The following is a 9,682-nucleotide window of genomic DNA, read 5'->3' on the forward strand; positions in this document are numbered from 1 at the left end:
CTACAGATAACGCCGGTGGATTCCATACCCACCAGAGAAACCCGCTGTTCCGACAGCCACCCGGCCAGCCGGGTCAGTCCCGCTCCCGTCGTGGCGAAGGTCCGCACCTCCCCCCGCCGGCCGCCACCACGCCCGCCAACCCGGACCGCCGCCACGACCGTGTCCCGGTGCACGTCCAACCCGGCGACCCGGTCGATCAGCACATCCATGAAAGACCGCCTCCTTCCCTTACGATCAGTGATCCACACGGACCGCCCGGGGAGGGCCTGTCATCAAAGATTCTGAGGTACGCGCTCGTGGCAGCAGGACAGGATTCCTCAGGACCTCCGCGCCACACTGACCTACGGGCTCGCAGGCACCACAGAGGGACGACGTCGGACCGGACGGCACCAACATCCTCATCAGGACAGGGTGCCGGCGCAAGCCGGCATGATCACTGACCTGCGACGATTCGCCGAGCGTCGGGCCTCGCCGAGCGTGTCGACCTATTAATATTACCAGCTATCAGCCAATATACGGTTCACTCCTTTCTTCGAGATAATGATCAACTCGCAGTCGGATCGACKGATGCATTTTATATGAAGGGAGATCGCTAATTGCTACGAACCTCACCTGTGAAGATTCGTCACTCGTTCTAGGTTCACCACCGGTCATCCTGGTTCGAAAACAGATGGAGAATTGTTGCCGCACCTCRCCATTGTCGTAGGCCGCTACGTGGCCAGGATTGGAGTAGATCCCAACCACTCCGGTTACTTCGCAGGATATCCCGGTCTCTTCCATGACTTCACGCGCGGTAGCCTGCCTGACTGATTCGCCAGGCTCAACRCCCCCGCCAGGGATGKCCCAATATCCGTTGTCGGTACGACGGATCAGGAGAATCCGTCCTTCGCTATCGGGAACGATCGCACTTACAGCCRGAACAATGCTGTTAGCCGCTGGAGCTTCGGGATCGTTCAAGTAGTCAACACGAGGCACAGGTCACCCCTCCTTGTTTTCCAGCACTCGGCTCTGCGCCCAAATTCGCTCAAAACATTCAGCGTAGGTCTCGAACAGGGGTCCGCCGTCGATCTTACGCAGATGGACAATCGGGGCGCGGAATGCGGGCATGCTGTAGATGTGCGGATTGATCAACATCTGATCGTCGAATCGGATGATCGAATTATACAGCACCGTTGCATGAAAGCGGACCTGAAGGTTTTCTACTCCGAGTATCGGTTGATACCAGGAGAGCGCATATCTAATGCGCGCAGCCATCCCAGCGCCAACCCCTTCCTCCTCTCCGCGCGTTCGCACTTCCTCTGATTCGGGGTCGCCGAACGCGATGCGTACTTGCACCCCATCGCCACAACGCCTCTGGATTTCCGGCACCCAGGACGGGTTGGCTTCAGGTAGGTGTAGACCTGCATAGACGAGGATATCGAGCACGCTCGAAGTTTCTTGTAGAAGGGCGAGCCACAGAGCATTCGGGACGGCGCTTCGCTCCGTGTAGACCGTGACGACTTCGCCGTGTCGTTCATCCATGGCGACACGCTTACCCACATTGGGCCATAGATAGTCGCTTCCTCCCCGAGTAGTCGCGCGGCCTTCATCGCGGTGGTTCGGTGCGGAGTCCGCCCCTTCGTGATCCATCGTTCAACCGTTTTCGCGTCGACACCCAGAGCCTCACCGAGCGTGGGCGGTGTCCAGCTACGGCGAGTGAGYGCGRTTCGCAATCTTTCGTTGGGCACGTTGCGGCTCCCGAGACCGAGGGCATGGGACGTTTCGATCTTAGAACGTCCCAGCATGTCCCTTGCGGGGGGTGACCGCGTCCCTCGCTATCTGTCATGTTCTGTCGTAGGGCGCTTCGGGTCACCTTGGGCTACACACGACGGGGTGCCCTACCTAGACGTCCCCGGGTGTGCTGCCGCCGACGATGCCGGTGCGCCCGGGGACACCCATGTGAGCCGCGAGGGGGACGGGATGCCGTACATAAAGATCGTTTACAAGGGGGCCGCGCCGACCACKACCTACATGCAGTGGGCTCCGGTCGTGGCGGCCGGTCTGCGGCGGATCGTGGGCGAGGCTCTGGAGGAACCGGGGGTGGCGTCCGTGGAGCTGAYGGACGACGCGGGCTCACGCGTTCTGGTTGCGGAGAAGCCACGCGATCTTCTTGCTTTGGAGTGCGGGGGATGCTGAACGCAGCTGCGATCAGGGACCTTCCGCCATGTTGAAGATCTTGGTTCGTTATGAGGATGATCGAGGGCCGTCCGCAACCATCGCGAGTCCGGACGTGCTCCGTAACGCCGACCTTCCGGCGCTGGCCTCGCGGTTGCTGCGGATGCTTCCGGCGGTCGAACGGGTGCAGATCTTCGATGGTGAACGGCCGGTCGCCGATACCGCCTCGCGGGGGCAGGGTGAGGTGAGTCGGGGCTCATGCCGTTCGTCCGGCTGATCGCGGCGCCTGGTAGGGCCKGAGCGTTGTACTACGTTCCTGCGTGGAAGGCCCGAAGGATGGACCTTCCCGAYGCGGCCCGGCGTGCGCTGGTCGAAGATCCGACTGTGACCCGCGTCGACCTGCTGTCGGATACCTACGAGGTAGAGCAGATGATCAACAGAGAGTRGCTGCCTCGTCGCGTCTCTATCGGAGTGAGGCTCTGCCTGTGGCGCGGTGCCTGCCGGTAGCGGTGCGGGTGGGAGCGTAGCGGCGCCACACGCTGTCGTCTTGTCCGGTGCATCCGCTGTGACCTGCATCGATAGCGATACGGGCGACCCCGGCCCATGCCGGCCCCGGTCCGACGGGCGACCCCAACCCGGGCGGCCCCGGTCCGTGCGGTCTCCTAGAAATCAACTGGGTAGTGTGTTATGCCTCTCGTATTAGGCCTGGACATATTATCGGGTGAGCCATCCTAGCCATGCTCCGGCGATAACGGACGGCACGGCGACGAAAAGGAYGACTACGGCGATAAAATACCAGGGGATTTTTCCGTCGGGCTCCTGGTAGAACCGGCTGAACATCACGGACCTCCTTTTGCTTCCCTCTTTGCAAGGGGACGGAAGGTGCTTGCGGGTGGCGGTGGGTTTTTGGGTCCRGGACGCGTGGATGGYATGCGGCCGTGYCCGTCTCTGGCATGATCACCGCGTGTGGTGTCATGCCCGGTGGTGAGTCGGTGGTCGATTTCGATCGCGAGCGCGGTTATCAGGTTTTTCTCGTGTGTCTTGCGGAAGGTGTCTCCCTCAATCCGGTAGTAGACGCTGGCGGYGTGGCGCCGTTCCGTTTTTGTGAGCCGCACTCCCATGCCACGCGGCGCGGGGTCCAGCGCGAGTAGTGCCCGCAGGGCTGACCCGCGTGGGTGACCGAGTGCCTGTGTGGCCGCGTGCAGCAGCCTCACGACCCCCCGCGCGCGCGCCCACTCGCCTCCCTGCGCTGCCACGAGGGCTAGCAGGCGTGGCGCGGCGTTGATGATGTCTTCGGGACCCCGGACGCCGTGATCGGCAAGCCTCCCAAGATCTTCTATGAGTCGCCGTTGGCGGTCATCGCCCGTCATGATCCGTCTTCCCGTCGTCCCGTGCATACGCCGTTGCGCCTGCACACAGCAGGCCAGTGATCGCACGCTCACGCATCCGGGTTTTTTCCGGGTTTGGTCAGGGTTGAGTCCGGGGTGTCCGCGCGCTGATGATCGTTCCGGGTTTGGTCCGGGTCCGGTCCCCCGGAATTCCGGCTCCCAGCCACTAATACCCCCCGGATTTGCCGGTCTAATACCTGCGGTGCGGCTTTTCATCGGGAAACATGGGCGGTGTCCGGCGGGGCTGACAGAAACGGCCCCGAAGGCTTGCCCCCATCCCTCGGGAGTTCCTGTGTTCCTACTTCTTCTATTCCTTTTCCTGCTGGTTCTGGCCGTGCCGCTGTGGCGTTTCCTCGCGGTGTTCGTGCCGGTTTCCCTGGCCCTCTGGACATTTTCGTGGGCGGCCACGACATCCACACCCGGATACGGCAAGTACTTCATCGCTATCATTTTCATTCTTCTGGCCGCGCGGGCTATTACGAAGTGGACACACAAGCCGTGACCAGAATGCACCGCGTTCTCTTCTGGACAGCCCTTGCAGTCTGGCTCGCCGATCTTTTTCTGCTAGGCGTCCTAGCCGGATACAACCTGCAGCATGAATACCGCCCGCGGCCGTGCCCGACGCCGGTTGGCCGTGCCATTCCCGCGTTTTCTTTCTCCCCTCTCCCTTCCCTTTCGCGAGGTGACTGCCGTGTTCGATGATCGCGAGCTCGCCGTCCTTGAGAAGCGCGCGGCCGACGCCTTCGACACCCATATGGACGGCTATACGGCAAGCGCAGTCCTCCACGACATCTTCATGGACATTCTGGGCCAGGACGAAAAAGGTATCGAAGCAATCCGGTACGTACAGAGCCTGCTGAAAGCCCACCGGGACAAGACCCTCGCGGAATGRCTGACCGCCCAGGATCTGTGGTTGTTCGCGGCAGGCATCGCCTATGACACCAACTTTGACGATGACGAAGACGAGGCCAACCACTGATGATTCCCTTTTCCATTCTCTTCCTGCTTCTTATCGTTGTCATCGTCATGATCCGCGCGTTTGACCTCAACCCGTGGCAAGCGTTCGCCTGCGCCGCGCTCGGTTTCTACGTCGCACAGTCCAATTTCTCGGACACGTTTCAGGGCATTCTCAACCAGATTTTCGGCATATTTTCCTCTATTCATCTGTAGGCCGCGCGGAGGTGTCCGGCTTCCGGACACCCCCGTTTTCCTCTGAGAAGAGAAGCCATGCCACGAACCCACACCAACGATCAGCGTCGGATGACACGGGAAATACGGCGGATGCGCCGCTACATGCGCCGTTCCACCCGACGAAAACTCCGGGAGAACCACTCCGGCCCGATGGCCGTGACCAGTATCACCGGTTTCTTCTGGCGGTTCCGCAGCGAATTTCTCCCGTTCTATATCGCTCTGTTCCTGGCGGTGTCCGCCACGGTGGCACACCGGGCGTGGGGCGCCGGTGCCGTGGTGCTGATGACCCTGTTCAGCCTGGCTACGGCGTGTGTGGTAGCACGCAGGATGCCGCGCCGGATCGAACGCGCCTACGCCGTGACCGTGGCCATCCTCGCGTCCGGATGGTGGTCAGCYGCCGCGATTCTCAGCCCTGGCCACCCACCCCTTCYCACCCTGCTCGTCACAGCCGRCACTGTGGCCGCTATCCCATGGTGGGCACATCGGCGCCGACGTGAACGGGTCCGGGTCGAGCGCASCATGCAGGCGTGGCCTGTCCTCGCCGAAAACGCGGGGCTTTCCGGTTCACGGGTGATGTCCGCGATAGTAGATGCGTGGGGATATACCGCGCGAGTGGCGCTACGCCGTGGCATGTCCGCCCGTAGCGCCATCGCCCGGAGCGACGAAATAGCCTCCATGCTCGGTGTCCGGCCAAACTCGGTACGGGTGACCGCCGATCCCGACCGTGAAGACCATGTCATCGTCCGAGTGACAGAAACCGATCCTCTGGCACGCCCGAACCCCTGGCCCGGACACGACCACCCCGCGACGATCACCAAACCGATTGCTATCGGCGTTTCCGAGGATGGCACGGCCGTAACCGTTCTTCTCCTCCGCCGCCATGTCCTCATCGGTGGCGTCGTCGGCGCGGGGAAATCGGGCCTGGTGAACACGATCCTCGCCGGGCTCATTCCCGCAGACGATGTGACCGTCTGGGGAGTGGACCTGAAAGGCGGCATGGAACTCGGCCCGTGGGCGCAATCACTCGGCAGGCTCGCGACCACACCGGACGATRCCCTAACCCTCTTCACCGCCGCATGGGAAGAACTGAACCGGCGCACCCGCGAGCAAGCACAGCGCGGGGAAAGGACCTGGAACCCCACCCGGGAACGCCCAGCACTCGCGATCTTGGTCGACGAATTCGCGGAACTCCCCCCGGAAGCACTGGACATAGCTGATTCCCTGGCCCGTCTCGGCCGCGCAGTCGCGGTCACGCTCATCGCTGCCACGCAACGACCAACCCAAGACGCGACGGKAAACGGCGCTATCCGTAGCCAGATGGACGTCCGGATAGCGCTGCGAGTCCGGGAACGCGCCGACACAGACCTCATCCTCGGCGCAGGCGCCTACAAAAGTGGTTGGCGAACCGACGCCTTCACCCTTCCCGGCGTGTTCCTCATCCTTGACCCCGACCACACCACGCCCACACCCCACCGTGCCTACCTGCTAGACGACGACACCGTGGCGGATATCATCAGCCGCTATCCCACGCCACCGGCTCTACCCGCCCGGTCGGACGGGCCGCACACGGACCATAACCCCGACCCCAACAGTGCCCTGTGGACTGCCCTCACGGCAACACCGGACGGCGCCAGCGTGCCCGACCTGGTGACCGCCACCGGCCGGTCCCGTCGATGGGTGTACTATGYCCTACAGCAGATCCAGGAAGCCGRCAAAGTGCGCCAGGCCGCGCCCGGCCGTTGGCACGCCAMCCCCCACCGCCCATGACCCACCGTCACGGAACCGCCGTGCACACCCCCGTGCAACGCCGTGCACCCCGGCGTGCATGCACGGCCCTACGCGCGCGCGTGCGCGCCTACGCGCGTAGGCACCCACACACCCCCACCCGTGCACACCACGGCACATCGCCACAGACAGTCACATCACCGGGCGGACCCACCCCGCACCCCTACACGCGGGTAGGGCACACCCACACCCACACCGCGCACGCCCGCGCAGCGACCACCCCCGCCACACCGCACCCAACCCCGGGAACGCCGCCCGCTAGCACCACGCCCGCGACCAGGTAGCGGCAACACCCCATGCCCGCACCCCGCGCACCCCCGGTGATCTGAACAAACACAGCACGGTCGYGGTAGCCGTCCACCCCCGGGTGCCACGCGACCGTCCCGAACCACCCCCGCCGACCCCCACCCGGCGCAACCGCAACCCCCCTCCGGTCGTCACGTGACGACCGGCGGGGGGTCAGGGAGCCGCGATGACCAGCACGCCGGACCACCCTGCCGACGAACCGGACGACGAACACACGGCGATCCGCCGCGCCGTATGGGCGATGCCCCCACTGACCGATGAACAGATCAACGCCCTCGCGGTGCTGCTCGCCACCATGCGGGACCATCCACGCCCCCGACCCCCCGACCCACCCCCCACCGACTGACCCCAACATGCGGCAGGCCCCCCGCACCGTATCCGGTGCGGGGGGCCTGTTCCTGTAAGCGTCTAGCAAGCGGCTACGGGCGTGGGGTCCGGGGGACGAGACCGATGCCACGGATCACTCCGCCGCTGGCCCGCAACATGGCCTCGTGGCATAGGGCGCACGCCAACGCCGTTTCTCTCCCATCGGAGACGATCACCAGTGCGGGTGCGGCACAACGGGGTGTCTCACACGTCGGCACGTCGCTCATCGCGCGTCCCCCGGTCCGGCCGTGACCAGATGCGCCCGTGTCTGCCTGCCGTAGCGCACGGTGAACCCCAGCGCGTCGAGCGTGGCCGCTACCGCGTAGGTCAGCACATCACCCACCCCGGCCGGGACGGGCCGATTCGCCGTGGGGATGGTGGCCATCCGGGGATGGGTAGCCCACCCCAACGCCACCCCCCGGTACGCACCCGTGCGCACCGGGACAAGCAGGACCCCGCCGGTTGCCTCCCGCCCGGTAGTGTCCGCCACCGGCACCCCCGCCAGCACGAGCGCACGCGCTACCCGCACCGTGAGCAGCGCGGTAGCGTCCCGGGTCGCGCGCACCCTCCCCCCATGGTCATCGGTGAGCCGCGCGACCTGTTCGGACCACAGGCGATTAAACGCGAGATCATCCGGTGCGGAACGGCTCGTCAGCGTCCCGTCCGCCGCTACCACCCCGTAGCCGACGGCGCTACCGGGATGGTCATCCCCCGCCCGGACTGYGTCATACCGGTCCGCCCACGGGCCGGYAACCACCCGCCCGTCCACCACCGTCCAGAACGCCGGAACCGACGCCCGGTCGTGGCGGGCAYGCGGTCCGCGCGTCGCATCCTGCGAGGGATCGGTGCGCCCCGCATGCGGCACGGTCGGCACCCACCCGCCGGACGCGAGGGGACCGTCCGGGACGGTCGGCGCGTCGTTCCCGGCGGTCGGGRACGGAAGTGGAAGGCCGTCGACGTGCGTGGTCGGTTGCCTCTGTTGCTACACCCGTTGCTACACCTCCCCATGATCGCTGCGGCGCCCCAGACTGTCGCGCTGGGCTTACCGGGTTGATCGTGTCGTCATGGTCGGTCTGGGGTTCCCGGATCCGGCTGGCCAGATCGGGGTGCGGCCCGTGACACCCGAAAACGTCCGCCATCGACGTATGGCAGCAGCCTCGCCGCCCCGGCTGGGTTAGGGCTTCCTCTCGTGGGGCAATGGCGGCCTCGTGACGGGGACCGTGCGTAGGAGCCGTTCCAGGCCGGTGTAGTCGCCGGGGTTGGTGGTGAACAGTGGAAGGTCCTCCGCGACCGCCGTGGCGGCGATCATCAGGTCCGCGGTCCGGCGGCGCGGTTTGCGGCCCGCGGCGACGACGGCCGCGGTCAGCCGGCCGTAGACCCGCGCCGCCTCGGCGTCGAACGGGATCGGATCGAACTCGTTCTCGGCACGTTGGAGGATCTCCATCCGCCGTGCCCGTTCCTCATGCTCGTCGTACAGGTCCTGCTCGTCGTTACGCCGCACCTGGTGTGGCCCGGCGGACAGCTCCGCCAGCGTCACCACGCTGATCGCCATCTCGTCCGGAAGCTCGGCCACGTTCACCCAGCGGCGCAGGATCAGGATGTTGGTATCCAGCAGGCCCTGCCGGACGGGCTCACTGGTCATAGGCATCCGTCGCCTCGTGGTCGGCCGCGGCCTCCTGGTCGGCGCGGAACGCCTCCAGGCCGGTGTCAGGTGCGTTGCGTGACATCGCGGCGAACTCCTGCCGCGAGACGAACCGGCGCCGGCGCCGGATCGGGACGAGCTGCCCGATCTGGTGACCATCCCGAGTGACCGTGAACGACTGCCCATGCTCGACGGCGTCCATGATCTCCCGCGACCTCGACCGCAGGTCCCGCTGCGTGATCTCAGGAGTGCTCACCATGCCAGCGTAGCACCCGGTGCTACAGCGTGCCGCGACGAAGATCCAGAGTCTGGCCAGGCGATGTTGACCGCCCGGCTTCGCCATACCGCYGTGTGCCTGCGGTCGCCTCCTGCACGAAAGACGCTATCCGCAGCGCTCAAGAATATTGCGGATCCGCCGGGCGCCTGGATGATCGTCGTCATACGCGGCTTCGACGATTCGACGATTCCCATTACCTGCCGCGTCAGGTCCTTCCTGCATTCGGCGGCCCCACGATCCGGCTATCCGGATGAGGCCGAGTAGTTTGCGCGTCAGCGATGCTGCTGTGAGCTACTCATCTACCTGATTCCGCYCAATTTGCCGGACGCCGTGAGGTGGTCCTGTGTCGCGTCCAACCAAACCCAACGAGCGCCAGCTCGCGGTTCTCCGCTGGATTGGCGACGGATGCCCGCCGCGAGATTGGCCCGACCAGAGCCACAAGCTCACCGCGCGGGTCTTGGAGGGACGCGGTCTGGTCCAGGTCAGTGATCATGCCGGCTTGCGCCGGCACCCTGTCCTGATGAGGATGTTGGTGCCGTCCGGTCCGACGTCGTCCCTCTGTGGTGCCTGCGA

11 protein-coding genes and 1 pseudogene are annotated in these 9,682 nt (G+C 65.1%); 6 read left to right on the forward strand and 6 right to left on the reverse strand.

All coding sequences use genetic code 11. The annotated features are described in order from the left end of the window. The 3 genes and pseudogenes from Manayef4_RS21925 to Manayef4_RS24605 all read right to left on the reverse strand — a co-directional run. A pseudogene (locus Manayef4_RS21925) lies at window positions 1–209 on the reverse strand (IS110 family transposase); the annotation flags it as partial. A 295-nt stretch (window positions 210–504) separates the two neighbouring features. Next, window positions 505–975: an NUDIX domain-containing protein gene (locus tag Manayef4_RS23650; protein ID WP_083282633.1), complete on the reverse strand. Its 471-nt coding sequence runs from the start codon at window positions 973–975 to the stop codon at window positions 505–507. Window positions 976–978: 3 nt separating this feature from the next. After that, window positions 979–1,629: an XRE family transcriptional regulator gene (locus Manayef4_RS24605; protein ID WP_131728957.1), complete on the reverse strand. Its 651-nt coding sequence runs from the start codon at window positions 1,627–1,629 to the stop codon at window positions 979–981. Between the two features lie 574 nt (window positions 1,630–2,203). Between Manayef4_RS24605 and Manayef4_RS21940 the strand changes: the two genes are divergently transcribed. From Manayef4_RS21940 to Manayef4_RS21965, 6 genes are all read left to right on the forward strand, one after another. After that, window positions 2,204–2,431, forward strand: coding sequence for a hypothetical protein (locus tag Manayef4_RS21940; RefSeq protein ID WP_023842163.1), 228 nt, complete (start codon window positions 2,204–2,206; stop codon window positions 2,429–2,431). A gap of 1,403 nt (window positions 2,432–3,834) precedes the next feature. Beyond that, window positions 3,835–4,044, forward strand: coding sequence for a hypothetical protein (locus tag Manayef4_RS21945; protein ID WP_023842166.1), 210 nt, complete (start codon window positions 3,835–3,837; stop codon window positions 4,042–4,044). Window positions 4,045–4,137: 93 nt separating this feature from the next. Beyond that, window positions 4,138–4,521, forward strand: a complete 384-nt coding sequence (locus Manayef4_RS21950) for a hypothetical protein (protein WP_139140184.1) — start codon at window positions 4,138–4,140, stop codon at window positions 4,519–4,521. Continuing rightward, window positions 4,521–4,712, forward strand: coding sequence for a hypothetical protein (locus tag Manayef4_RS21955; protein ID WP_023842167.1), 192 nt, complete (start codon window positions 4,521–4,523; stop codon window positions 4,710–4,712). The genes Manayef4_RS21950 and Manayef4_RS21955 overlap by 1 nt, the downstream gene beginning before the upstream one ends. Before the next feature lie 696 nt (window positions 4,713–5,408). Further along, complete coding sequence (locus tag Manayef4_RS25245) at window positions 5,409–6,500, forward strand: FtsK/SpoIIIE domain-containing protein (protein WP_175443452.1); 1,092 nt, start codon at window positions 5,409–5,411, stop codon at window positions 6,498–6,500. Between the two features lie 490 nt (window positions 6,501–6,990). Continuing rightward, entirely contained in the window at window positions 6,991–7,170 is a 180-nt protein-coding gene (locus tag Manayef4_RS21965) for a hypothetical protein (RefSeq protein WP_023842169.1), read from the forward strand. 243 nt (window positions 7,171–7,413) lie between these two features. On the opposite strand, the gene Manayef4_RS25250 is transcribed toward Manayef4_RS21965, so the two are convergent. From Manayef4_RS25250 to Manayef4_RS21980, 3 genes are all read right to left on the reverse strand, one after another. Then, a complete protein-coding gene (locus tag Manayef4_RS25250) occupies window positions 7,414–7,755 on the reverse strand; it encodes a hypothetical protein (protein ID WP_175443453.1) in 342 nt (113 codons plus the stop codon). 609 nt (window positions 7,756–8,364) lie between these two features. Further along, window positions 8,365–8,838: a type II toxin-antitoxin system VapC family toxin gene (locus Manayef4_RS21975; RefSeq protein ID WP_011434616.1), complete on the reverse strand. Its 474-nt coding sequence runs from the start codon at window positions 8,836–8,838 to the stop codon at window positions 8,365–8,367. Then, window positions 8,822–9,091, reverse strand: a complete 270-nt coding sequence (locus Manayef4_RS21980; RefSeq protein ID WP_011434617.1) for a type II toxin-antitoxin system prevent-host-death family antitoxin — start codon at window positions 9,089–9,091, stop codon at window positions 8,822–8,824. The genes Manayef4_RS21975 and Manayef4_RS21980 overlap by 17 nt, the downstream gene beginning before the upstream one ends. Between the last annotated feature and the right edge of the window lie 591 nt (window positions 9,092–9,682).

Source organism: Frankia sp. CgMI4 (genome assembly GCF_001756285.1).
GTDB classification, from domain to species: Bacteria; Actinomycetota; Actinomycetes; order Frankiales; family Frankiaceae; genus Frankia; species Frankia casuarinae.